At 70.3% G+C, this 23,819-nt stretch carries 20 protein-coding genes, 1 tRNA gene and 1 pseudogene; 5 read left to right on the top strand and 17 right to left on the bottom strand.

The genetic code is table 11. The annotated features are described in order from the left end of the window. Positions 1-24: 24 nt before the first annotated feature. The 6 genes from G9272_RS19845 to G9272_RS19820 all read right to left on the bottom strand — a co-directional run bounded on the left by G9272_RS19845 (position 25) and on the right by G9272_RS19820 (position 4,594). Positions 25-792, bottom strand: coding sequence for an ANTAR domain-containing protein (locus tag G9272_RS19845; RefSeq protein WP_253267860.1), 768 nt, complete (start codon positions 790-792; stop codon positions 25-27). 381 nt (positions 793-1,173) lie between these two features. Next, entirely contained in the window at positions 1,174-1,599 is a 426-nt protein-coding gene (locus G9272_RS19840; RefSeq protein WP_171397835.1) for an STAS domain-containing protein, read from the bottom strand. A gap of 364 nt (positions 1,600-1,963) precedes the next feature. Beyond that, complete coding sequence (locus tag G9272_RS19835; protein WP_171397834.1) at positions 1,964-2,260, bottom strand: hypothetical protein; 297 nt, start codon at positions 2,258-2,260, stop codon at positions 1,964-1,966. Between the two features lie 10 nt (positions 2,261-2,270). Then, complete coding sequence (locus G9272_RS19830; RefSeq protein WP_437184285.1) at positions 2,271-2,789, bottom strand: DUF5994 family protein; 519 nt, start codon at positions 2,787-2,789, stop codon at positions 2,271-2,273. 177 nt (positions 2,790-2,966) lie between these two features. Continuing rightward, positions 2,967-3,314 carry a hypothetical protein gene (locus tag G9272_RS19825; RefSeq protein ID WP_171397833.1) on the bottom strand — a complete coding sequence of 116 codons (348 nt, stop codon included), beginning with the start codon at positions 3,312-3,314 and terminating at the stop codon, positions 2,967-2,969. Positions 3,315-4,135: 821 nt separating this feature from the next. Continuing rightward, the gene (locus G9272_RS19820) at positions 4,136-4,594 is read right to left on the bottom strand and encodes a MarR family winged helix-turn-helix transcriptional regulator (RefSeq protein ID WP_171397832.1); all 459 of its coding nucleotides are present in this window, start codon (positions 4,592-4,594) and stop codon (positions 4,136-4,138) included. A gap of 62 nt (positions 4,595-4,656) precedes the next feature. Here G9272_RS19820 and G9272_RS19815 point away from each other — a divergent pair, with 62 nt between their 5' ends. Further along, positions 4,657-5,025 carry a VOC family protein gene (locus G9272_RS19815; RefSeq protein ID WP_171397831.1) on the top strand — a complete coding sequence of 123 codons (369 nt, stop codon included), beginning with the start codon at positions 4,657-4,659 and terminating at the stop codon, positions 5,023-5,025. An 81-nt stretch (positions 5,026-5,106) separates the two neighbouring features. On the opposite strand, the gene G9272_RS45330 is transcribed toward G9272_RS19815, so the two are convergent. The 3 genes from G9272_RS45330 to G9272_RS19800 form a co-directional block, all read right to left on the bottom strand. After that, entirely contained in the window at positions 5,107-5,670 is a 564-nt protein-coding gene (locus G9272_RS45330) for a hypothetical protein (protein WP_253267859.1), read from the bottom strand. Positions 5,671-6,079: 409 nt separating this feature from the next. Further along, a complete protein-coding gene (locus G9272_RS19805) occupies positions 6,080-6,724 on the bottom strand; it encodes an NADPH-dependent F420 reductase (protein ID WP_171397830.1) in 645 nt (214 codons plus the stop codon). A 55-nt stretch (positions 6,725-6,779) separates the two neighbouring features. Beyond that, the gene (locus tag G9272_RS19800) at positions 6,780-7,589 is read right to left on the bottom strand and encodes an inositol monophosphatase family protein (protein ID WP_171397829.1); all 810 of its coding nucleotides are present in this window, start codon (positions 7,587-7,589) and stop codon (positions 6,780-6,782) included. A 126-nt stretch (positions 7,590-7,715) separates the two neighbouring features. Here G9272_RS19800 and G9272_RS19795 point away from each other — a divergent pair, with 126 nt between their 5' ends. Both G9272_RS19795 and G9272_RS45325 read left to right on the top strand, forming a co-directional pair. Next, positions 7,716-8,621 carry a LysR family transcriptional regulator gene (locus tag G9272_RS19795; protein WP_171397828.1) on the top strand — a complete coding sequence of 302 codons (906 nt, stop codon included), beginning with the start codon at positions 7,716-7,718 and terminating at the stop codon, positions 8,619-8,621. 316 nt (positions 8,622-8,937) lie between these two features. Then, positions 8,938-9,101 (top strand): annotated as a pseudogene (locus tag G9272_RS45325) (site-specific integrase); the annotation flags it as partial. A gap of 59 nt (positions 9,102-9,160) precedes the next feature. On the opposite strand, the gene G9272_RS19790 reads toward G9272_RS45325, so the two are convergent. The 5 genes from G9272_RS19790 to G9272_RS19770 all read right to left on the bottom strand — a co-directional run bounded on the left by G9272_RS19790 (position 9,161) and on the right by G9272_RS19770 (position 17,475). Next, positions 9,161-9,236 (bottom strand) — tRNA-Arg (locus tag G9272_RS19790). 593 nt (positions 9,237-9,829) lie between these two features. Further along, entirely contained in the window at positions 9,830-10,675 is an 846-nt protein-coding gene (locus G9272_RS19785; RefSeq protein ID WP_171397827.1) for a hypothetical protein, read from the bottom strand. A gap of 145 nt (positions 10,676-10,820) precedes the next feature. Further along, positions 10,821-14,783 (bottom strand): FxSxx-COOH system tetratricopeptide repeat protein, encoded by a 3,963-nt coding sequence (gene fxsT, locus G9272_RS19780; RefSeq protein WP_171397826.1) that lies wholly within the window; start codon positions 14,781-14,783, stop codon positions 10,821-10,823. Positions 14,784-14,799: 16 nt separating this feature from the next. Then, on the bottom strand, positions 14,800-16,107 hold the full coding sequence (gene fsxC, locus G9272_RS19775; RefSeq protein ID WP_171397825.1) for an FxsC protein: 1,308 nt from the start codon (positions 16,105-16,107) through the stop codon (positions 14,800-14,802). 267 nt (positions 16,108-16,374) lie between these two features. After that, positions 16,375-17,475, bottom strand: coding sequence for an FxsB family cyclophane-forming radical SAM/SPASM peptide maturase (locus G9272_RS19770; RefSeq protein ID WP_301272173.1), 1,101 nt, complete (start codon positions 17,473-17,475; stop codon positions 16,375-16,377). 358 nt (positions 17,476-17,833) lie between these two features. Here G9272_RS19770 and G9272_RS19765 point away from each other — a divergent pair, with 358 nt between their 5' ends. Then, a complete protein-coding gene (locus G9272_RS19765) occupies positions 17,834-18,928 on the top strand; it encodes a toll/interleukin-1 receptor domain-containing protein (RefSeq protein ID WP_171397823.1) in 1,095 nt (364 codons plus the stop codon). A gap of 30 nt (positions 18,929-18,958) precedes the next feature. Here the strand turns inward: G9272_RS19765 and G9272_RS19760 are convergent, their stop codons facing one another. From G9272_RS19760 to G9272_RS19750, 3 genes are all read right to left on the bottom strand, one after another. After that, on the bottom strand, positions 18,959-19,408 hold the full coding sequence (locus G9272_RS19760) for a hypothetical protein (protein ID WP_171397822.1): 450 nt from the start codon (positions 19,406-19,408) through the stop codon (positions 18,959-18,961). Between the two features lie 121 nt (positions 19,409-19,529). Then, complete coding sequence (locus tag G9272_RS19755) at positions 19,530-21,143, bottom strand: IclR family transcriptional regulator domain-containing protein (protein WP_171397821.1); 1,614 nt, start codon at positions 21,141-21,143, stop codon at positions 19,530-19,532. A gap of 222 nt (positions 21,144-21,365) precedes the next feature. Further along, positions 21,366-22,691 carry a M6 family metalloprotease domain-containing protein gene (locus G9272_RS19750; RefSeq protein ID WP_171397820.1) on the bottom strand — a complete coding sequence of 442 codons (1,326 nt, stop codon included), beginning with the start codon at positions 22,689-22,691 and terminating at the stop codon, positions 21,366-21,368. A gap of 372 nt (positions 22,692-23,063) precedes the next feature. Between G9272_RS19750 and G9272_RS19745 the strand changes: the two genes are divergently transcribed. Next, positions 23,064-23,711, top strand: coding sequence for a TetR/AcrR family transcriptional regulator (locus G9272_RS19745; protein ID WP_171397819.1), 648 nt, complete (start codon positions 23,064-23,066; stop codon positions 23,709-23,711). The last annotated feature ends 108 nt before the right edge of the window (positions 23,712-23,819 follow it).

Here is a 23,819-nt window from a genome sequence, read left to right as displayed (position 1 = left end):
CGTTCCTCGGCCGGCACCGATACGTCAGGTTGCCTCCTCGGTCTGATCCGGCTCCGCGTCCGGTGGGAAACGAAGTCGGCGGGCCACCACGTCCGCGGCCACGTCGGCGAGCCGGCGTTCCCGCGCGTAGGCGTGGGCGCGGAGCCGGACGAAGGCCTCGTCGATGCCGACTCCGAGCTGGACCGTGAGCATCCCGGTGGCCTGGTCGATCTCCGCCCGGTATGCGCCCAGGTCCTCGAAGCCGCGGTCCGGCACCGTTTTGTCGGTCGGTGCGCCCGCGCCCGTCTCGTCGATCCTCGCATCGAGCAGGAGGAGAGTCGCGAGATCGGCGAACGCCATCGCGTCGGCCAGTTCCTCGATGTCGAGCACGGTCGGAATGTCGGCGTACAGATCCAGAACTCCCGGGCTGATCGCGCCCATCTGGAGGGGGAGCGAGAAAATCGCGCGGGCTCCGGCTTCCAGGGCCGCATCGGCGAACACGGCCCAGTGGTCCTTCGGTTCGACGGTGAGCAGATCGGGTGTCAGGACGGCCGAGCCGCGTGCGAAGGCCTCCACGCAAGGCCCCTCACCCAGGGTGAGCTGGAGCTCTTCCAGTTGCCGGCTGATGTCGTCGGTGCTGCACAGCGGGTGGCTCGGCGCGGTCCGGGACATCGCCGACAGTCCGGCCCCTCCGACCGGGAGCGCGGCCACGGCCGCGGTGCACACGTCCACCACCCCGACCCGGGCACCACGTCGGGCGGCCTGCTCGGCCACGAGCAACCGGATGCGGGCCGACCGGCTGTCATGGCCCACCAGGGCCACCGCCTTCGGACATCGTGACGAGGCGGCCCCTCGGCCTCGCCGTGGTTCCTTCTCCGAGCGCAGTGGAGGCCGAACGATCGGCCCGGTCCACCGAGGTGGCGTCGAGCGATGCCTGACGGTCGGTCAACAGCCGTTCCAGCACAGGAGGGGCGAGGAGGCGGTCCTGCGGGTGCGGCCGGATCCGGATGTCGGCGAGCGCGAAGGCCCCACCGGACACGGTGAGTTGTCTGATGCTGCCTGGCGATGATCCGGCGAAGCCGAGCCGACTGGACCCGTCGCCGCGTACCGGAGACCGACGTAATCGCACCGGAACCGTGGCGGACGGCTCGCCGCCTTCGGGCTTCCCGGACCGCTGCTGCCGAGGGCCGACCGTCATCGCACATCGCCCGAGAGAACAGACGCCGACGGGACCGACCCGTGCGGCGCGGCCGGGGCGGGCGCGGCCGGAGCGTCCCCGGGAGGAGAGGGCAGCGGGCCGGACGGAGGGCCGAGGAGGAGGAAGCCGCAGCCGGTGAGATCGAGCAGCCGGGCCAGCACCGGCGGCGGGTGGTGCAGCCGTACGGCTCCGCCGGCCACGGTGGTCTGTTGCGCGGCGCGGAGGAAGACGTTGAGGCCACTGCAATCGCAGAAGCGGACGGAGGTGAGGTCGACGTCGATGGTGTGGATACCGTCGCGCAGGCACCGTTCCAGGGAAGCGCACAGCAACGGCGCGGAGTCGAGATCGATCTCACCGGAGAGGGTGATCAGCGCCCGATTCCTTCGGTCATGGCGGTACACGGTGAGCTGGGGAAGGAGCATGACGCCTCGGTTCGGAAGACCATCCGGCAGCGGGCGCGGTGACGTCGGAGTCCCGGGTTCCCGGGCGCGCTGCCGACAGGGGCGTACGTTCGGCGGAGGCAGAGCGACGGCCGGTCCGACGGCCTGCACAGCAGGACGTTGGATCCACCCGGTTCCCTCCAGGGACGCGGCGGGTGACAGACGAAGAGTCCGTACCCCGCAGCCATCTGCGTTGAGCAACAGCATGCCGCCGGGGTCTGGGACGTCTGCGCAGCAGCATAGTCCTCGTGCCGGGTGACGGACGGTCCGAAGTCGCCCGATCCCAGGATGCGGACGCTGCGATCTGTCGGTGTCCGCGCGCGAAGTCGCCGCCGGAACGGTCCGGTCACCCGTGACGAGTCGTACGGCTGCCGCTGCCGCTGCTGCGGCTGCGTCGGCGGCGTGGTGGGAAGCGGCCACGACCCCCGTCACGGTGGTCCCGTCGTGCGCCGACGGACGGCGGCTCGGGTTGCTCGGGTTCCACCGCGGGCTGCGGCGTGCCCCGTCCGCGGAGACCGGGCAGGGCGACACCGTGCCGGTGCATGGCGATTCTGTCGGCGTGCTGGATGCCGAGCCGGTGGATCACGTATCCCGTCGCCGCGACGAGGACCAGGACGTGGACGGTTGTCAGGAAGAGGTTCATGACGGCGTCCTCACCTACCGACGATCAGGCGACCGGTCTGCCCGGTCCTGCCGACGCTCACGGAGGCGCCGTGTCGGGCCTCGTCCGCGGCCATGAGCGCGCTCGCGGTCAGCGGCGGGCCCGAGTGGTCGGAGGCGGCCGCCATGAGCCGGGCCGCCGACTCGGCCCCCGTCTCGGGCGGAACGACCAGCAGATCCCAGCGGCTGGTGCCGTACGAGAGCAGCAGCAGCTTGTACGGGTCGATCTCCGTGGTGAACCAGCCGACCTTGACGATGTGGCCGCCCGCGGGAACCTGACGCGGAACGACCGGCCAGTACGTCGAGTTGACGGCGATCCGGGTGATGCGGCCCCACAGTGGGTCCAACACCTCGGTCAGGGCGGGCAGTTCGCTCAGCAGATCCCGGGAGCGGGGCCACCAGGCGCCGTCCAGGAGTCCACGGGGCGGACCGTCGGTCTTCAGCGCGAGACGCGCGGCCGGGGCTGCGACGAGCTCGACGTGCGGCGGGACGGGGTGCAAGGACGCCGGCATGATGCGGACCCGTCTCCGGGCCGCCTCCGCGGCGGCCCGGGTTCAGCTCTCGCCGAGAACGACCCGGCGTGGAAGCCGGTGTGCGAAATACCCTCGGTATTGTCCACACTACTCCGCGTCCCGCACTCCGCCTGGGAGCGGCTACGGCGCTCCGGGCGGCCCTGGGCCGTGTCCGCCCTAGAGCTGGAGCAGCCGCCGGGTGATCTCCCGGTACTCCCTCAGCGCGTGCCGGAGTTCGTCGGACCGGGTCGCGGGGTCCTGCTCCTCCCAGCCGGCGCGCAGAACACGCCGCCGTTCCGCGAGGACGTTCACAAGCTGGGCGGTGGCTTCGTCGTAGGCGCTCTCCGCCTCTTCCAGCGCCTCGCGCGGGGTGTCGGTGAAGGAGTTGAGGGCGTGCCCGAGGCGCAGGGCGATCTTGTCCCGTTCGCTCGACGGGAGCAGCGGCTCCGGGCCGGGGGTACGGCGCTCGGCGGTGCTTCGGGTCTGTCCCGCGGGCTGCTGGGCGCGTGTCTGGTCGTACATCATCAGGTGCCGCTTCCGTTCCGCCCGAAGGCGCTCTTGGTCTTCTCGACGGCCTGCTTCAGACTTCCGGCGAACCCTGCCCTTCATCGTCTGAGCCGTGTGCCCGATGAGCCGTGCAACGGTCATGGCCGTCTCGCCGTGGTCCGGTAGGTGGGTCCCCGCGAGGTCTGGGCGAGGCGGTGAGGCGGAATGCATCACGCGTGTTCCGCAGTGGCAGGGCCCTGCGCCGTGCTGCCAGTCAACGTCCGGCGAGGACGCGTGTCAACGCGGCGTTCACACGATCCGGACCGCAGCCCTGACCCCGGCCACGCCATCCGCGCCGAGGCCGAACAGAACGCCTCCCTGTGCCGAACACGGCCATCGTTGCGGGATGCGCGCACGACTTCCGGGGAATCCGGTGCCATCACCCCTACGGGGACGAAACTCTCCACGGACGGGGCGGTGACCTGGTCGGCTTTGCCGGGATCGCGGGCTGCGCGCCCCGAGGAGCCGAGGACACCTCGCTGAAGGAGATGACCGAGACCCCGGCCTGCCGCGGGCCGGACGCCTCGATGGTGGCTCAAGTCTGCTGAAGCCCGCTGTCGCCGATGTCAGGTGCGGATGTCAGCCGTCCAGCAGATCCGGGTAGGGGCAGAGTTCCAACGGGGCGGTTGGACGGTCGGCCCACTTCCACCGGACGTGTTGGTTGGAGCAGCCCCAGGCCACACGGCAGGTTCGGCGGTCGTCCTCCTCGCGGTGACGAAGTGCCATCGAGCCGGCCTTCAACGGGCCACCGCACTCGGCACTCCTGCCGGGGCGCGACGAGACGTGCGCCGGAGAACGAGCTATGCACCGTCGTCGCCCTCACGCAGGGAATGGATCATGCTCTGGAGGATCCGGAGCGCGCCTGACTGCTCGGTCCCGGTCAGGCCGGCCAGCATTCTGACCTCGACGGACCGCACCGCCACGGTCGCCTTCTCGAGGCTCCGTCGGCCGCGAGGCGTGAGTCGCGTGGGAAGAACCTTCCCGACGGGTGCCTCCGCGGGCCTGGTCACGTAGCCCTCTCGTTCCAGGTTCTGGAGCAGCACGTTCATCGATTGCCGTGTCACGAATGCGCCCCGCGCGAGCTCGGAGTTCGACAAGCCCGGTCGTTGAGCCAGCAGCTCGAGGCAGGAGTAGTGCGTCACGCTCATCCCGAGCGGCCGCAGCACCGCCTCCATGGCTGTACGGAGCGCGCTCGACGCCTCTTTCAGCAGGTAGCCCAGTGACGTCTCCAGGTCGACGCCGACACCGTTTTGACTCATGTCAGCATTCTGACATAGATTGACCCGTGTCAGAAAACTGACACGAATGAAGGAGCATCATCGTGCCCGTCACCGGCCCCGACTTCATCTCGCTCCAAGCGCGCGACCTCGACGCTTCGCAGGCGTTCTACGAGCAGTACCTCGGCCTCGTCCGCTCGCAGGCCGGACCTCCGCACGCCGTCGTCTTCGAGACGAAGCCGATCGCGTTCGCACTCCGCGACGTCGTTCCCGGCACCGATCTCGCATCCGTTGCTCAGCCGGGCATCGGTGCCGCGATCTGGCTCCACGCCACAGACGTCCAGGCCATTCACGATGCTCTCGTCGCCGACGGTCACACCATCGTCTCCGCACCGATCGACGGCCCCTTCGGCCGGACATTCACCTTCGCCGACCCCGACGGCTACCAGGTCACCCTCCACGACCGCGCCTGATACGCCCGACGCCACCGGACGATCACCGGTCCCCGAAGGCCACGGTTGCGCCCGAGGCTCGAGAATCCGGGCGAGGTTTGTTTACCCGGGGTGATCACTTTTCGCCACCCGTGCGGTGCGCTCGATGACTCGGCCCCATGGTTTGAAGACAGAGAGCACTGTGGCAAAGCTCAGGAGCGCCAGGGCGGTGGCTCCGAGGAACGAGACGAACCAGATGTCCTGCAACGGTTGTTCGCCCGTGGCGAGTTCGGTGATGGGGCCCAGGAAGGCGAGCATCATCGCGCAGGCGACGACGTTGAGGACCAGCTTCACAGCGACCCACCAAAAGCGTACGAGTCCCCACTTGGTCGCCAACCCCAGCAGGACGCCGGCGATCAGGCAGATCGTCCCTGCTGTGAGGGCCGACAGCGGGAGGGGGACGACGAAGAAGTCCGCGAGTGCGCGGTACACGGCGGTGCGGTCGTCGCCCGCGCGTACCCAGCCGATCGCCACCAGGACGACGGAGAGGACATCGATGCCGATCCAGGCTCCCGCCGAGACGACATGCGTGACCAGGATGCTCTTGCGCAGCCGGGCCGGGACGGTCCAACGGGCCCGGGTGGGCCGTTGCGGTGAGGCGGTTCGGGCTGTGGAAAGCGTGGTCATGGCCGTCCTGGTCTGTGGATCGTCTCGGGTACGGGTCAGCAGTCGGAGCCTGTGACGGGGCTCGCCCTGCGTGGATGACATGCGGTGTGAGGCCGTCCGGTGAGGCCGTCCGGGCTGTTCCTCCGGTGCGCTACGGACCGTGACTTCGGTCTACGCGCGCCACAGCCAGCCGGCCCGGTCGTACATCGGCTCGAAGGGGGCGCGACGAGGTGGGCCTGACGGCCGGGCACACGCGCCTTTGTGCGCGCGCCCACGGCGCCCGGCCACAGCACCCGGCTCCTTCCGCTGCCCGTGATCGGGGGCGCGGCGGCGCTGCGCTGCGTGGCGCACCCGGTGCCGCTGGGCCGTTGCCCGCCCGGCGCTGTCGGGCGGACGCGGCCCGGGGCACGTCTCTCCCAGCGGGGCGGGGTCAGCGGGCGAGGGAGACGGCGAAGGGGGTGAAGCCGTGGCGGCGCAGGACGTGGGGGACGACGAGGATCATGGCTTCTGTCGCGCGGGCGGTGGTGATGTCGCCGAGGTCTTCGATCCAGTCGGTCTGCCAGCCCAGGTCGCCCAGGAGGGTGGTGACGGTCTTCTTGGCCTGCTCGTCGTTTCCGGAGAGGTAGGCGGTGGGCGGGACGGTCAGTTCCCCGGGGGCGGTCATGACCGTGAACAGCATGGTGTTGAGGGTCTTGACGACGTGGGTGTCGGGCAGGCCGGCCTGGAGCTGTTCGGCGAGGCTGCTGCCCGGGTGGCGCAGGTCCCCGGGCAGGCCGTCGTCGGCGTCGTGGGTGGCGTTGGAGACATCGATGAGGATCTTGCCGGCGAGTTCGGCCCGCAGCGCGGTGAGCCGGTCCAGGGTGGTGTCGCCGGGGGTGGCGTTGATGACGATGTCCGCGGTGCGGGCGGTGGTGGAGTGATCGGCGTAGCGGATCGTGGTGCCGTCCGCGGGCGGTGCGCCCCTCTCGTCGCCGTATCCGCGGCGGCCGAGGGTGACGTGGTGTCCCGCCGCGGTGAGGGTGCGGGCGAGGTTGGTGCCGACGCGGCCGGCGCCCAGGATGCCGATGCTGGTCATAGGGGGCTTCCTTGCGGTCTGGGGTGGGAGGGCCAGGGAGGTTCGGGCCGGGGGGTCAGATCGAGGCGAGGACGTCGAGCGCGGCGGTGTGGATGTGGGGGGCCGCGGCCAGGAAGTCGCGGCTGGCCGCGTTCCAGGGCTTGCCGTCCAGGTCGGTGACGGTGCCTCCGGCCTCGGTGACCAGCAGGGCGCCGGCGACGAGGCCGGAGCGGACGTCGGAGAACTGCCAGAAGGCGTCCATGCGTCCGGCGGCGACGTGGATGAGCTGAAGCGTGGCCGGGACGGACACGCGCACGACGAGACCGGCGGTGAGCATGGCGGTGACCGACGCGCCGATGCGGCGGAAGGTGTCGGTGCTCTCGCCGGGCCGGGCCTGGCCGGTGCCGATCAGCGTGGCACCCAGGTCGTTCTTCGCCGACACGGTCAGGGCACGGCCGTTGAGGTGGGCGCCGCCGCCGGCGGTGGCGGTGTAGGTGTCGCCGGTCAGCGGGAGGTGGACGACCGTGAGGACCGGATGGTTGTCGCGCACCAGGGTGGCGGTGACGCCCCAGTCCGGCATGCCGTGTACGTGGTTGATGTTGCCCTCGGCCGGGTCGACGACCCACCACTCGCCCGGCGGGAGCGCCCCGCCGGCCAGCTCGTCCTCCGCCCACTGCGACCCCGGCCTCGCCCGCAGCAGCGGCTCGCGCATCACGGCGAGGACGGCGTCGTCGTTCGCGTAGATCTCGCCGACGACCTCCTCCAGGCTCACGCCCCGGGCATGGGTCGTGTAGCGCTCCCGCAGGGTGGCTCCGGCGTCCTCCACCGCAGCGGTCACCGCGGACAGGAATGTGGCGTCGAGGTCGAAAGGCATGGCTGTGGTCATGGCGCACTCCCTGGATTCGGTAGAAGCGGGGGTGTTTCCGGAAGCTGTTCTCCGCCCCGCATCTCGAAGGTAGAAGCCGCGACTGTTAACAACAAGTGCATGGTTTTCACTTATACAGTTACTGCCATGCAACTGGATCTGAACCTGCTCACAGCCCTGGACGCGCTCCTGGAGGAAGGAAGCGTCCAGGGGGCCGCGGCCCGCCTCCACGTCACCTCCCCGGCGATGAGCCGCTCTCTGAGCCGTATCCGCAAAGCAACCGGTGACCAGATCCTGGTCCGCACCGGACGCCACATGACTCCCACCACCCGCGCCCTGGCCATGCGCACCCAGGTCCACGCCCTGGTACAGCAGGCCCACCACCTGCTGTCCGCTCAGACGGAACTCGACCTGGCGACTCTGGAGCGGGTGTTCACCGTCCGCTGGCACGACGCCCTCGCCACCACCTGCGGGACCGCCCTGATCGCCGCGGTGCACCGCCAGGCCCCCGGGGTGCAGCTGCGGCTGACCGCCGAGCCCGGCGACGACACCCCCGAGCTGCGCCGCGGCGAGGTCGACCTCGCCTCCAGTGCCGGCCCGCCGTCCCTGCCCGACATCCGCCACCGCCTCATCGGCCGCGACCGGCTCGTCCTCGCGGTCCGCCCGGGCCACTCCCTCACCGAACAGCCCGTGACCGCCGAGAGGTACGCGGCGGCCGATCACCTCACCGTCTCCCGGCGCGGACGCCTCCACGACCGGATCGACGACGCCCTGACCGCACTCGGCCACGAGCGCCGCGTCATCGCCTCCGCCCCCACCACCGCCACCGCACTGCAACTCGCCCGCGAAACCGAGCTCGTGGTCACCCTCCCCGACGCGGCCACCCGCTCCGCCCGCCACCAACTCGGCCTGACCACACTGCCGCTGCCGCTCGACCTGCCCGAAGTACCCCTCTACCTGCTCTGGCACCAGCGCCACGACAACGACCCCGCCCACGCCTGGCTGCGCGAAACAGCCACCCGAACCCTCCAGGCCCTGTTCAGCCCCTCTTGAGGGCCCCAGACCATGATCGGTCCGGGGCCCTTCACCCACGTACGGCACCACCTTGCGACGCAGACCGCGATAGCCGCCTTGGTCCGCCCTCGTCGATGTCAGCGCTGGATGTCATCGGAACAGGCTCGGGACCGGGCAGCCCTCCAACGGTTGGCCTGGCCGGTCTGCCCAGGTCCACCAGATGCCGTTCAGCACACCTCCGGAGCGCCCGGCAGGTCCGCCGACTGTCGTCCTCCCGCCTCGAGAACAACAGGCCGCCGGACTCCAGGGGTTGGCTGCATTCGGGGCAGCGCGGGCGCTCGATTCCCTCGCCGTCTCCCGCAAGGACCCGCTCCACGCGGCCTTCGTGCTCTCCATCGCCATGGGGCTGCGGCGAGGTGAGATCGTCGGCCTTCGCTGGTCAGACCTCGACCTGGACACCGTGTCCTCTACGTCGTCCTCTACGTCCGCCACCAGGTCCAGCGTCGCCGTGGTGTCCTCAGATTTGGATGTCAGAAGGGGTCCACCTCCGAAATTTCGGAGGTGGACCCCTTCTGAACTGGTGCCCCCGGCAGGATTCGAACCTGCGACACCCGCTTTAGGAGAGCGGTGCTCTATCCCCTGAGCTACGAAGGCCCAGCGACCTGATCATGTCGCTGCGGTGACGAGATGCGCGGTATACCGCATGACACGCCGCAGCGCCCGCCAGGAACGCTCGATCCACAGCGTACCGGATCGGGGCTCAGGCGGGCGCTGGTGTCTGGAGGCTCGGCCGGGGGGCTGGGGGGGGGGTGTCTGGCTGTCGGCCGGAGTCCGGCGATCACTGCGAGAGACCGTTCGCCGCCGGCCCGGACGGCTGCCGCTTCGGGATTCCCAGGCGGTGGAAGGTGAGGCAGCCGGGTCCGTCCGCTGCTCGGCGGCAGCGGACGTGAAGGGGTCGCCAGGTTCGAGAGTGCCGGGGACGGCGCACAGCCTGGCCGCGGTCAGCCGCGGACCGGGTCCTTTCGGCGCGGGTCCGAGCCAAGCCTGCGCGGGAACCTGAAGCGCATCCCAGGAAGACCGGCCGCGAGGACCTGGCACGAGCACGGAGCCGGCCGCGGCCGAGATCGCCGGATCGGCGACCGCCTCCCCCTGGCCCCCACGAGTTGTCCGAGCGTACGCGTGCGCACGCGGTGCGGGGCACCCGCCGTGTTTCCCGGGGCGGGCTCTCTCTGCCCCCGCCCGAGACGTCAGTCGCTCGTCAACTCGCTCCCCAGGCGCTCGATGTGCCGGTCCGCCTCCGCCGGTCGGGAGTGGTCCAGGGAGATGCCGAGCAGATAGTGGCGTTCCTGGAGGTGCTGGAAGTAGACGGCCCCCTGTTCCATGTTCAGGACGATCTGGTGGATCTGTCCTTCCAGGAGGGCGTGCAGCGAGGTGTTCATACGGCGGGTGACGCCCGGCAGGAGCTGGCCCAGCAGGCTGTACTTGTCCCGGCGCTGCTGCGGCGTGGTGAAGGCGCCGAAGTGGGTGCGCAGGGCGGGGTGGCGGAAGATGTCGACCGTGCAGGTGGGTACGCCGGCGGCGTAGTAGGCCACATAGTGCAGGCCGTCGACGCCGAGGGCCGCGCGCATCAGGCCGGAGAGTTCGGCGGTCGCGTCGGTGGCGGAGTTCATCGTGTAAGGGCTGCCCTCGGTGATGTCGTCGTCCTCGGAGCCATGCTCGACGGTGGGCGGCTGCACCGAAGCGGCAGCCGCGGCGGCGTACCTGCTCAGATACGAGCGGCGCGGGAGCAGGCTGTAACGGACGGCCGGCCTGAGGTCGTCGATGCCTTCGGTCATGCGTGCGATCAGCTCGGTGACCTGGTCTTGAGGCGTGGCGCAGCAGAGATGGAATCCCGCCTCGACGGAATGGTAGAGAAGCGCTCCGCTCGGAATACGCACCACCGTGCGTATGGGTGCGCCGGTGCGCAGTTCCGCGAAATCCGGCGCCGATTCCTCGAGGATGTAGAAGAGTTGCCGTCCGGCGCGTTCCAGACGGCGTGATGCCAGTTCGGTCGGGAATTCCTCCGACGGTTTCGGGGTGTCGGCGGCGAACATTCTCGCCCGGTCCCGATCGTAGAACGCGAGATGTGCCAGGCCGCACGAATGCAGTAACTGCCGGAGCTGTAATTCGAGTTCGCCCATCTGCCGATCCACTCCGTCCAGTCCGTGTGCCGGGGCGTACGCCGGTGCCGTGGAAGGGTCAGACACCCTGCACCTCCAGATCGGCACCGATCCTCTGATACGGCTCGGCAAGCAGCGCCCTGGCGAGCCCGTGGTCCTTCGGGAAGTATTCGGTGACCTTGCGCTCGAGGCTTGCCGCGAGTTCGCCGTCCGCCGGGGGACGGGAGGCGAGCAGGTTCGCCATGGCGGTCAGCGTGACCGGGTGGCTCTCCCCCCACGCGGACGGCTTCTTGCAGCCGTCGTGGATGTCCTGGTCCTCGCGGGCGAGCTCCCCGACGGGCACGAGGCCGAGCGCGGCCACGCAGTTGTTCTGGTTCATCCGGGCGACCAGCGTGTAGCGGTGCTTGCGGTCGAAAGCGTCCTTCAGCTGGAGCACCGCCTTGCCCGCGTGCTCCTCCGCCTCCTCCGCCTCCCCGCAGCCCAGCAGGTACATCGCGAGGTTGCTGCGGCAGATGCCGGTGAAGGGGTGGTCGTCGCCGAACACGTCGACGTAGTGGCCGAGCACATCCCGCGTGTAGGCCACAGCGTCGGCGGTCCGGGCCTGGGCGTGCAGACCGATGGCGATGGACACGCGACAGGACATCGTGCGGGGATGCTCCTCGCCCCACCGGTCGCGGTAGGCGACGTACGCGTCCTTGAGCAGCGGCAGGCCGTGCAGCGCGTCGCCCTGGCGCACCATGGTCATGCCCAGACTGGCGACCGCGCCCAGCGTGTGGTGGGAGCCGGAGTTCAGCAGCTTGTTCAGGTGGTTGCGGGCCTCGGTCAGATACCGCACCGAGGTGTCCAGGTCGCCGATCTCCCGGTAGTAGGTGCCGAGGTGCGCGTACGACACCCACCGCTTGGGGTCGGGGTCCTTGTCGGGCGCGCCCTGTTCGCGCCGCTCGTGCGCCTGTTGCTCCTGGAGGATGGCGGCCGGGACCGACTCGACGTAGAACTTCGACAGGGCGAGGTTGTGGGAGGCGGCCAGTGTTCCGTTGGCGTTCTCGCCGATGGCCTCCTGAAGTCCCGAGAAGGTCCCCCGGTCCTCGTCGAACGCCTCCCCGAACCTGCCCGCGGCGCGCAGATCAGCAGCGTAGCCGCGGCGGGCCAGCAGGATGTCGGCCTGGTTGCTCCCGTTCCTGCGCAGGGTGGTCGCGGCGTGGGTGGTGAGGGCGAGCGCCGTGCGGTAGTCGCCGAGGAGCCGACAGGCCGCGCCGAGCTGAGACTCCATGCGCAGCGTCATGAGGTCGTCCGGGCCCGGGGTCTGCCTCCAGCGCTCCAGGACGCGTTCACCGAGCTCGCGGGCGCCCTTCCAGTCATTGGACATCCAGCGGTGGTACACCTGGCTGACCAGCCAGCGGTGGACCTCCGGATCGGCGCTGTCCACGGCCCCTGAGACGATGACGTGCTTGTCGAGCTCCATGAAGGTGTCGTGGTGCTTCGGCCTGTGGCGTTCCAGGTCGTTCGGCACCATCGAGGCGAGGATCCCCAAAGCCGCGGCGCGGGTGGAGTCCCGTTCCTCCTCGGACATCCAGCTCCGTACCAGATCCTGCACCACGCGCTGGATCCTGAGCGTCTGGGAGGGGAGGTCCTGGACGGCGAGCGCCTGCTTGCCGAGGAGGTGGAGGTGGCGGTACAGGGTGAAGACGGAGTCGCCGAGCTCGGGATCGAAGGGCTTCAGCAGCTCCACCATCCCGTCCGACTGCACGACGTTCATACCCACGCCGTCCGGTGACAGGAAAGCGCACAGGTCCAGCAGCCGGGCGGCGGCCGGGGACTGGTCCCGCAGGTCGTCGTAGGCCAGTCGGCAGACCTGGGTGAAGTCCCGGTACTCGGGCAGGACCGCCTCCTGGGAGGCCATCTGACCGCTGTCGAGCACTTCGATGTAGGGGTCGATGTCCTGGGGACAGGCCCGCAACACCGCCGCGGCCGCCTCCTCCGCGATCGGCAGGTGCCCCAGTCGTTCGGCGAGCCGCAGCAGTTCCTCGTCGGCAGGGCCGGGCAGCCTGTGGCTGAGCAGGGCGAGGCTCTCCTGCGGAGTGAAGGGGGCGACGGCGTGTTTCGCGTACTCGGACGCCCACTCCATGCTGTTCGAGGTGATCAGGACATGGCCGGTGCCACCGGTCGGGATGTACTCCTCGATCTCCTGCTGGTTCACCGCGCCGTCGAAGACGAGCAGCCACCTGCGCAGCTCCGGATGCCGTCCCTGACGCAGGTCGTCCAGCAGCGGTTGCCGGTCCTCGCCGCTGCGCCGGCCGTCGCTCCTGTCGTTGACCGCCCTGGCCAGCTTGGTGAAGGAGTCCTGGATGCTCTCGGCGGTCGCGGCCGACACCCACCACACCAGGTCGTACTGCGAGGCGAACCGGTGGGCGTACTCGAGCGCGATCTGCCGCTTGCCCACCCCGGTCAGGCCGCACAGCACCTGGGGCGGGGAGTAGCCCACGCCGGAGCAGTCGAACCCCTGCTGAAGAGCGTCGAGTTGGTCGACCCGCCCGACGAACCCGGCGTTGCGCATCGACAGGTTCCAGACCGTCGGCCGGAGTCCGGGGAAGCGCAGAGCGGTCCAGGCGGGCTCCGGCTCGGCGTCGACGTGCAGCCCGAAGTGGCCGAGCAGTTCCTGTCGGGCCATGTCCTCGCTCTGGCCGTCCAGCGTGATGGTGTTCTGCCGGCCGAACTCGAAGTGCGGCGCGAACCGTGCGGTGCCCACCCGCACGCCGATGACCCGCTGGTCGCCGGGCCCGCTGCCGACGGGTGCGCTGGTCGTCAGACGCGCGACGGTCTCACCGGCCCGCGTCCCCGCGAGGTGCGGGGAGAGCAGGGCGAGGACGTAGGTGGTGTCGGGCAGGGCGTCGGCGGGTTTGTCGCCGGGCGGGACGATCTGGATCCGGGTGGGCCGCAACAGCTCGCCGATCCAGTCGGCCCACAGCTGGTCATTGGGCGCGTGCAGCAGGGTGACCGTGCAGGGCACGCTCTCCTGCTCGGCCTGGAGCCGTTCGCGTTGCGAGAGGAGCCGGCGATAGGCGTGGTACTCGGCGGCCGTCGGCGGTTGGACGTCCCGTATGTCACCGCCGGTGATCCGGTCGGCGAGCTGCACGTACGCCGCGACGATGCTGCCGCTGACGCGGGGGTCCTCCCGCATCACCGCGAGTTCCTCGCCGTACGTGTAGTAGGGCACGTACGGCACCCTCATCTGCCCCCAGTAGGTGGCGAGCGCGTTCTCGTCGGTGATGCCCAGATACGGGTCGAGGGCCTGACGTGCTTCGACGAAGCGCTGGTCCAGCCGGTCCCGTTCGTTCTGGTCGACCCGCATCTGTACGAAGTCCAGCTCGGTGGTCGGACGGTACTGGCGGATGAGCTCGGCGATCTTGCGCGCGCCCTGGATGGCCTGCGGGTTCATGGTGAGCGCGATGACGACTTTGTCGGGGAGGGCCAGCGTGCAGATCCGGGCGCCGTCGGAGAAGCCGGTACGGCTGTCGATCAGGATGTAGTCGTAGTCGCTGTCGTGCAGCCGCTCCCGCAGCGCTTCCAGGAAGTCCTGACCGTCGTCGCTGGTGTGGAACCCGGTCCAGTTGAAGGCGGCCAGGCGGTTGGCGTACTCGTCGTCCATCCGCCCAGGGCCCATGTAGTGCAGCCGGCCGCCGTTCGGGAACTTGCGGTCGAGGTCGACCTGGTAGCGCTCGAAGTCGGTGTGCTGCGGGTGCAGGGCCCGCAGGTCGTCGTCGTGCACGACGGCGGCTGCGTCGGCGAAGGCGGAGAACATGTCCAGCACACCGTCGGAGTAGCTGAAGTCGGAGACCGGGAGGAACGCGCCGTAGTAGAGGTGGAGGTCGGGCGCCTCCAGATCCCAGTCGATGACCAGCACCGACTTGCCCTGACTGGCGATGATCCAGGCGGCGTTGGCCAGGGCCATGGTGCGGCCGGCTCCGCCCTTGAACGAGTAGAAGGAAATGATCTTCGCCGAACCCGATGAATCCGCCGCCCTTGCTGAACCTGTGGTGTTCATCCCCCGCCTCATGCGTTCAGCCCGGGCCCAGCGACTCGCCGGGCGTTCTGCTCATTACCGGAGGCCACGGGTTCGCCCCGCGCCTGAGCCAGCCGACGCGTTCCCGCTGTCTGCGGACGCGCCGCTCCGCCGGACTCTCGATGGTCAGCTCGCCTGTTCTGGCCCGTGCGCCTCCCATGTCGTCATCGGGACGTGCGACGGAGTCGGCCATGACGGCCACCACGATGTGCGCGAGCGCTTCCCGGCTGCCCGCCTCGTGATGTGCCGCGTCGAGCATCCGCGTCGGCGTCCGGGAGACCGCCTCGCGCAGCCGGGTCGCCTCGGCCGTGCTCTCCTCGTCCGTACGGGCGAGTACGACGACCACGGCGGCGACGCGCGCCCGTGACCACGCGATCCGTTCCCACAGTGCGCGGAACGCCGGATCGCCCGTCAGCCAGGGGTCGACCACGACGAGGACCGTCGCCGACTCGTCGATGTCGTAGGGCAACGGGTCGTCCGGGCCTGGAGCGACGACGGCCAGCCGGTCGACCCCGCAAGCCCGCGCCGCCCAACCGACGGTGGATGTCACGGTCTCCTCGCTGTACGGGTGAAAGGGGCGCCACTCCTCGGCGGACCCCCCGTAGCAGGCGACCTGGCCGCGCAGGTGCCGCATCCGGTCGGCGGTGCCGGCCACCAGGAGGAGCATCATGTGCCGGGCGTCGCGGCCCGAAGCCGCCGCCGGGGCTTTGGGCGGTTCGGTGGCCGGCTCCACGACATCACGCCGTCTGCACGGCACCGCGTGACTCGGCCCGAACCGTGGGGCGACCGTACGGCTCTCCGGCTCGGACATCACCGGCGGCGGTAACTCGGCGGCGCGCATCAGGCGCGCGGCGACACGGCGCACGATCCCCTGGTAGCGGTCGCGGCCGCGCGGATCCTGTTGGAGGCCCAGCAGGCCGGGCCCCTGATACTCCTCGTCGACGATGTGCCGTACGGCGGTGACGGGACGGGGAAGCACCAGCGCGTCGGTGCGCCACACGATGCCGACCAGCGAGTCGGGCCGTTCCCCGGTGCGTCGTGTACGGCGGTCCATGCGCTCGGCGAAGACGGACCACTCCTTGGCGCACTGCGCGTCGTCCACATACTCCGCCGAGTAGAGGACCAGGAGGGCGCGGCAGTCCAGAACCGCGGGACCGGGTCCCGAGGCGGGTTCGGGGTGCTTCAGCCGGCCCTCGGCGGAGGGGGTGCGGCCCAGCACGCTGTAGATCTCGTTCTGGACATCGATGTGGAACCTTTGGACCGGCCCCCTGTCACCGGTCGAGCCGGCGTAGCTGGTAAAGAACAACGGCCCCATCGCATCCCCCCAAGGGCCTTCCTCCTGCTGCAACCATGATGTGGTCTTTGCCTATGGAGCCACATCGACGTGGAGTGCGCAGGTAGGTTTCAGTTGTGCGTCGCCCCCACACCAATTGGCCTCTATGCTATGGGGTTTTGCCCTCCGGGCGCCCTCGAAAACACGACATCGCCTATACTCTCGCTCGAAAGAGCGCACAGCGTCGTACATCTGCGCTGGTAGCCGCCCCTTTCGGTCGCGCGTTCCGGGAATTCACGGTCATTGATCCGTCCGGGCTCCGATGTGCCGGATGAGGGTGGAGATGTCCTTGCAGTAGACGGACGGGTTGGCGAATCCCCGGCCGCGTCCGAAGCGGTGGGCGCGCAGTCCACCACCGCAGACCTGCACCAGAGGGCACTCGCGGCATACGCGGCACAGGGACCCCACGCCGTACTCCGGCGCACAGGCGAGACCCAGCAGGGCGTCGAAGGAGTGGCTGAATACCGTGCCGCCCGTGTGGGCCGCTCCCTCCGCGACGGCGTTGAGCGACTCGGTCCACGCAACCGTTCCGTCGGTCTCGATCGCCACGGCCGCCGCCGGCAGGGTGCCCAGCACCTCGCTGCTGCTTCCGCCGTCGTGCCGGGACAGTGCGTCGACCGATTCGAAGAGCCGGACCCGCATCGGCCGCCCGGTCTCCCGCCACCGGTCGTGGACGGCGCACAGCCACGCCCCGTACGGCACTGCGTCACCGCCCGCGCCGGCCGGTGGATGGTCCCAAGTCCCGTGTGGCAGGAGGAAGTCGGCGGCGGGTGGGCGGTGGGCGGCGAGGGCGTCGAAGGTGCGCACCGGATCGTTCGCCGGGTCGATCGTGCACAGCAGACCGCCGAACAGCGGCCGGTAGCGCGCACTGCCCAGCAGACCGAGCGCGGCGGTCACCCCGGCATGACTGCCCCTGTCGGCGCCGGAGCCCCGCCCGCGCCGATGCCGGTGCCGGTCGTGTGCCTCGACGTAGCCGTCCAGGCTGACCCCCACCCGCACGTCCAGCTCCAGCAGCAGGTCCAGTAGCTCCTCGCTGAGCAGGACGCCGTTGGTCTGAAGCGCCAGGTCCACCTCGGTTCCGGTCCCGAGCAGGGCCCGGCGGACCGCCGTGACGAAGTCGACGATCACCCGGGGTCCGGCGAGCAGTGGCTCCCCGCCGTGCAGGAGCACCCGGACGCGGTCGAGGCGATGCCGTCGCGCATGCTCGGCGATTCGGGAGACGAGCCGTTCGCGGACCGGCAGGGACATGATCCGCGGGCGTTCCCGCCATCCCGAGTCACGTAATTCATAGACATAGCAGTAGTCGCAGGAAAGATTGCACCGGCTGCACAGCTTGACGATGAATTGATCGAATGCCCGGAGCGTCGTCCTGCCGTCCTCGGTAACGGAAATCCGAGGTTCTGGCCAATGATTTGGGGGTGGTGTGGAGTCGTCCCAAGTCGGCCCCTGCCGACTGTTCCGGACGGCCGCCGATGTCGTAGTGTCAAGGCTCGGCGAAGTTCCCTGCATCCGACCCCCCGATCGTCGTCCGGGGGTCGGCTCGGTACCACGCCGGAGCGGCGGACGGCGCAGCGACATGGGTCCCCCCGCTCAGCGTACGAGGAACGACCGGTGTCCCATGAGCAGCCAACTGGCCAACGTCAGGCCCTTTTTGGCGTGACCACGCCTGTCGCGGGGCAAAGGCAGTGAAGGGTTGCGCATGGTCAACGACTTCATCACGAGTTTCGCCGCCGAGGAGCACCGGGCCTATGCGGCGCGATTCCACACGGACCTGGCCGAGGCGGTGACACGGCGCAGGGGCCGCGCGGTCGAGGCGGCCATGTGCCCTGGCGGTCAGGGCGACATCAACAGCCCGCTGATCGCCGAGACCCGGGTTTTCGTCGCCCTGTGCTCGGGCGCGTACTACCAGGACCAGGGCTGCGGATCCGACTGGGCGGTGTTCGAACACCGGCTGCACCTGGTGCCGGCCCAGTTCCGCCCCTCCTGCCCGCCTTCCCGTGTCCTGGTGCGCTGGCAGCCGGCCGACCCGCCCTCCCGCCTCCCCCTCGCCCCCATCATCAGCGGCGAGGTCACGGACGGCTATGCCTCCAAGGGCGTCTACGGCATCCTCCGCGAGGAGGGCGCGCGCTCCAGGGCGTACCGCGACGCCGTCGACGACATCGCCGCCGCCGTCTGCGTCGGACGCGAATGCAGCCCGCCCGAGGTGCTGTTGGGCGAACTGCCCGAGCTGGCAATACCGTTCCCCCGCGACGCGGCCGTCGCGCGGGCTTCTCAAGCGAAGGTGCCCCAGCCGCGGAGAGCGGAGGAGGACCCGGACAGACCGTCCGTGTTCCTCTCCTACGCCCACGAGGAGGACGGCGACGTCCACAAAGGCAAGGTCGAGGCCCTGTACCACCGGCTGCACGCCGAGGGGATCGACGCGCGCATGGACACGGCCGCGCACCGCAAGGGGCCTCAGCACTGGCCGCGGTGGATGCGCAAGCAGTTCAACGAGGTGGACTTCGTCCTCGCGGTCGTCTCACCCGCCTACAAGCGCCGGGCCGAGCACGAAGAGGCGCCGGGCAAGGGAGACGGGGTGGGGTACGAGGCCGACTTCATCCTCGACGAGCGGGTGACCGACCGTCAGTGGTACGAGCGCATACTGCTGGTGTCCTTCCCCGAGCACGGCAGGGCGTACGTGCCCGACTTCCTGCGCGGTCCGACCCTCTACACCGTGGATCCGGAGACGGGAGAGGGGGATCTGCCGGAACTCGTCGACTACGTCAAGAGCAAGGCGCCCCGAGCACCGCGATGATGCCGGGAGGAGCGGGGCGGAGTCGGCTCGTCACAGGTTGACGGCGACGAGCGCCGAGTCGGCGACCAGCAAGGCCCCGTAGAAGAGTTGGAGCGTCCGGGAGAACGTCGCCTCGAGCCAGCTGATCCGCCCGAGGTACGGTCCCACGTTCATGGACAGGTTCTCCACCTCGACCTCGGGGCGCCGTACGTCGTCGTACAGGAACCGGAAGAGGCGTTCCTGGCGGAGGAACAGGCCGTCCAGGAACCAGAAGCATGCCAGCGGCACCAGCCCGCTCGCGGCCACCTGCCAGCTCTGCTGGCTGGAGGAGACGGCGAAGAACCCGGCCGCCAGTGTCAGAGCCCATCCTTTGACCAGAAAGGAATGGTTCGACAATCGCGTGATGACGGCCTGTAAGAACTCCAGATGCTTGAGACGGTCGCCGCCCAACGACACCGGCCCGTTCACGGCCCCCGGACCCGCTTCGCCCAGTGTGGTCATCAGTCCCCCCTGTGCCGCAGTGCCTTCATCCTAGGTAGTACGACGGCACGGCGCACCCGTGCCGTCGGACCACCGTGCCTGTGGTCGGCCTGCCTGGGGGCGTCGAGTTGGGGTGCAGGGGTCAGGTCAGGGGGACGTGGGTGAAGCGGGCGGCTGTGTGGAGGTCTGTCTCGATGTGGGAGGCGGTGGAGAGCAGGGCCGGGAGGATGTCGTGGACGCACTCCTCGGCCGTGCGACGGGCGACGTGGGTCGCCGCGTTGAGGGCGGCGATCACCCGGCCGTCCCGGTCGTGGATCGGGACCGCGATCGCGCGTACGCCCTGTTCCAGTTCCTCGTCGACGAGGGCGTGGGCCCCCGCCGCTGCGTGGTCGGTCAGGAGGAGGCGGCCCAGTGATGTGGAGGGGGCCGGGAGGCGTGTGCCCACTGCGATGTCCACGCTCATGACGTGGTTCGCGGTCGCCCGGGCCGTGTACTGGATCTCGTCGCCGCGTTCGGTCAGGACCGCCAGGGAGGTCGTCTCCTGGATGGCGTCCGTCAGTGTCGTCAGGTGGGGAGCCGCGATCCGGGGGAGGGACGTGCGGGAGAGGGGCGGGAAGCCCAGGGAGAGGACCTGGGGGGTGAGGGCGAACGTGCGGTGGGGGGTGGGGGTCACCAGGCCCAGGTGTTCGTAGGTGATCAGGGCGCGGCGGGCCGTCGCCCTCGCCAGGCCGGTCGCCTTCGCGACCTCCGTGAGGGTCAGCTCCGCCCGGCCCTCGTCGAAGGCCGCCAGGACGGTCAGGCCCCGGGCGAGGGACTCGATGAACTCGCGGCCCAGTTCCTGCTTCGACGCGCCCGTCCAGGTCGCCAGTCCCGCGGGGGACGGGCCCGGCTCGGGGCGCGGTGCCCGGCGCAGGTCCTCCTCCATCGTCGCCACGGCCAGACGAAGGCGGGGCAGGAGAGTCTCGCGCAGATCCGCCGACGTGTGCCGGCTCGTATGGCTGACGACGTTCGCCACGCACGCGATCCGGGCGGTGCGCGGATCCCGTACGGGGACGGAGACGGCCACCAGGCCCGGTTCGATCAACTGGTCGTCCAGCGCGCAGTTCTCCTCCGCCGCCCGCGCGGCCCTGCGGGTGAAGTCCTCGTCGCTCCACGCGCTCTGTGGGGGCGGCGGCGGCACGGTCGGGAAGTCGCGGTTCCGCGGGTCCCTCGTCCTGCGGGCGCGCCAGGCCCGCCACTCCTCGTCCGTCCACTGCGTCGCGAACAGCTGGCCCGGCGCGGTGCGTTCGGCCGGGAGCAGGTCGCCGATGCGGAAGCTCAGGGACATCGCGCGGCGGCGGGTCGCCTGGTGGATGAAGCGGATGCCGTCTCGGTCGGCGACCGCCAGGGACACGGACTCGTCCAGGTCGTCGGCGAGGCGGTCCGCGCGGGCGGACAGCAGCGCGGGCAGGCGCAGCGCGGCCAGGTAGGCGTTGCCGAGTTCCATGACGTGGGGGGTCAGGATCGCGTCCCGGCCGTCGAGACGGACGTACCCCATGCGGGTGAGGGTCGCGGTGATGCGGTCGACCGTGGAGCGGGCCAGGCCGGTGGTCCGCTCCAGCGCGCTCAGGCTCATCGTGCCGCCCGCCTCGGTCAGCTGCCGCAACACGGCGACCCCGCGGATCAGCGGCGAGACCGCCTCCGCCGGCGCCTGCCCTGCCTCCGGGGTCGGGACCGGAGCCGGGCCCGGGGCGGATGCGGTCGTCTTCGCGGACATGGCTGCTCGGCTCTCCGATACGGCGGCGGACTGGCGGTGGACTGGCGGTGTGCGGTGGCGGTGGGTACCGGCCGGGTGCAGACACGCGCGCGCGTGTACGCGCGTGGTTGTTTGCGTGTACGTGCGCGGTTGTACGGCGTCGCGGCAGGCCTACGGTAGCCCCGGTCGGTCTGCGGACCGCACGCCCCGCCCATCCGACCGCCCGTCCGCGTCTCCTGTCCGCTACCCCCGGCTCACCCGTACGCGGTAGTCGCCCTTCAGGTCCGCAGCCACCACCGAGATGCGGATGCCCCGCTTGGGGTCCTTGAACGTCTCGCCCGGTGCGAAGGGGGCGTCGGAGAGTTCCGCGTGGACGTTGGGGCTGCGGGTGCAGCCGCCGCTGTCGGTGTGGGAGTCGTAGACCGTGACCGGGCCCATGCCGGTGTCGACGTCGGCGTCGACCTTGTAGATGAGGACGCCGGGGCGGCACACCGTCTCGTCGTTGCCGCCGCGGGCGCGCAGTTCGACGGCGTAACCGGTGCGGTCGCTGAGCGGGACGAAGACCAGCTTCGGGCCGACCGTGCGGGAGAGGGGGGTCAGGGGGTACTCCGTCGTGCCCGGTGAGGCCGCGCAGGAGATCTGGGAGGCGTCCAGCCAGCCCAGTTTCCACTTGTGCCAGCCGAGCAGATCGTTGTTGGCGCCCCAGTCCTCGCTCATGATGTCCCAGTGGCCGACGGCGCCTCCGCCCTCCTGGGTGTAGAGGTCGGGCAGGCCGAAGACATGGCCGTTCTCGTGGGGGAGGACGCGGTAGCCGGTGCGGTCGTAGGTGCCTGAGCCGTCGTCCTGGCGGGAGTAGACGAAGGACGCGTTCGCCACGGTGACCCCGTCGGCGACGGGGGCCTCACCGTTGCCGGCGAACGTCACCGAAAGGACCGTGTCGAGGGCGGAGGGGCCCGCGTTCGGGGTGACCAGCACGTTCAGGAGGTCGTACGAGCGGAAGTCCACCTTCGGGTCGGCGGAGGCCACGATGTCCTGGACGAGTTGGCGGTAGCCGGGGTCGAAGGGCGCGCCGCGCTCTATGCCGTATTCGCGGAACGACTTGGGCATGCGCAGCCAGCGTCGGATCGGAGTCTCGGCGCGGTAGTCGAGGCGGCCGTAGGACGCCGTGCGGAACCATTCCTCGGTCTGCGGGAAGAACTCGTGATAGCGGCTCAGCGCGCTGCCCCGGCCGGGCGCGTCGGAGAAGTCGATCATCAGGGTGAGGGCGCGGACGGTGCCGGTGGAGCGGGAGTAGCCGCCCGGCGTGGGCAGGCCCTCGGACATCTGGACGGTGGCGCGGCCGTTGATCATGCAGGGGGCGAGGGCGGAGGAGCGGGCCAGGGAGACGGGACCCGCGCCGGCCGTCCTCGCACCGGGGGCCGGCGCGAGGTGTCCGGACCCGGCCGACGTGCTGACCGCGAGCGTCAGCACGGAGACGGAGGCGAGGGCGGCGACGCGACGCGGGCGTATCCGACGGCGGAGTGGCTCGCCTGCGCGGGCCGGGGTGGTGCGCAGGGGCTGCGGCTGCATGCAGGGGCCTTTCGCTCCAGGCAGCCACCGATCACCGGCTGCACCCTTTCGATCACCCTCCGACGGGGTGCACGCGGGCGCGCGCTGGAGGAGACCGATCGTGGATTACCGACCGGTACGGCCGCGGCGGTCCCGTCCGAGCGCCCACATCCCCTGGTCACACCCGTTCCTGGCCGCCCCGGCCCCGGCTGTGCAGCCCGCCCGCGGCTGCCCTGCTCGAGGTGTGACCCACGTCACATCGAGAAACTTCTGGGTTTGGGAAATATCCGGGGACGCCATCCCCGTTTAGCCATGTGTCCGAGCGAAACGGGGAGTCGATCCCCGGATCGTCTTCAGTCTCGAAACGTCCCGACACGTCAGAAGGAGTGCGCCGTGCAGACCGCGACCGCCACCCCCACCGTGCGCAAGGTGAACCGGCCCCGTGCCGACGCTCTGCGCAACCGGGAGCGGATCGTCATCGCCGCCCGCGAGATGTTCGTCGAGTTCGGTGCCGATGTGCCGCTCGACGAGATCGCCCGCCGGGCCGGCGTCGGCAATGCCACGGTGTACCGCAACTTCCCCGACCGTGACGCCTTGGTGCGTGAGGTCGTCTGCTCGGTGCTGGACCGCATGGTCCAGGCCGGACAGGTCGCCCTCGCCGAGAGCGACGCGTTCGGGGCGCTGGAACGGTTCGTGCACGCCTCCGCCGAGGAGCGGCTCAGCGCGCTGTGCCCGATGATCTCCAGCACCTTCGACGAGCACCACCCCGACCTCGAAGCCGCGCGCGAACGGGTCGAGCGGATCATCGAGGAAGTCATGGACCGTGCGAAGGCGGCCGGGCAGCTCAGGCCCGACGTCGGCGTGGGGGACGTGATGATCGCGGTGGCCCAGCTCAGCCGACCCCCGGCCGGTACCGGCTGCCTGAACGCCGACCGCTTCGTCCACCGCCATCTTCAGCTCTTCCTGGACGGACTGCGGGCCCCGGCCCCTTCGGTCCTGCCGGGTTCGGCCGTGACCATGGAGGATCTGCGCCAGGCCTGAACGATCGGTTCATGGAACCGCAGCAGCAGTCGTCATCACCCTCACCGGTGGTCGCCAGTCCTCGGTGATCCCTGGTGGCCTCGGTCGCCCTCACTTGCCGTCGGCGAC

The sequence above is a fragment of the Streptomyces asoensis genome (assembly GCF_013085465.1).
Lineage (GTDB): Bacteria > Actinomycetota > Actinomycetes > Streptomycetales > Streptomycetaceae > Streptomyces > Streptomyces cacaoi_A.
The sequence above is the reverse complement of the archived record's forward strand: the minus strand, read 5'-3'. Positions and strand labels throughout refer to the sequence as shown.